Consider the following 237-nt stretch of genomic DNA (forward strand, 5'->3'; position numbering starts at 1 on the left):
TTTATGAGAGGCTAACTTCTCCTTATTTTAAAAAATTTACAAAAGAAGAAGCAGACTATGCCATTCAAAAACTAGATTTAACACCAGAAGGAAGCACTGCCCGCAATAAATGGGTAGGAGACTATTATTATAAATCAGATGGAAAGGTGGCCAAGAATGAATGGGTAGATGGTGGCCGTTACTATGTTAATTCTGAAGGCAAAATGGTAAGGGGTAAATGGGTAGATGGTGGTCGTT

The 237-nt window shown here is 38.0% G+C and carries 1 protein-coding gene; it reads left to right on the forward strand.

Annotation, left to right across the window (positions count from 1 at the left end; all coding sequences use genetic code 11):
- Window positions 1-237 (forward strand): Ltp family lipoprotein (locus A0739_RS09745; protein ID WP_196755727.1); only part of this gene is annotated, 237 nt, incomplete at both ends.

The organism is Streptococcus oralis (assembly GCF_001588645.1).
Taxonomy (GTDB): domain Bacteria; phylum Bacillota; class Bacilli; order Lactobacillales; family Streptococcaceae; genus Streptococcus; species Streptococcus oralis_AB.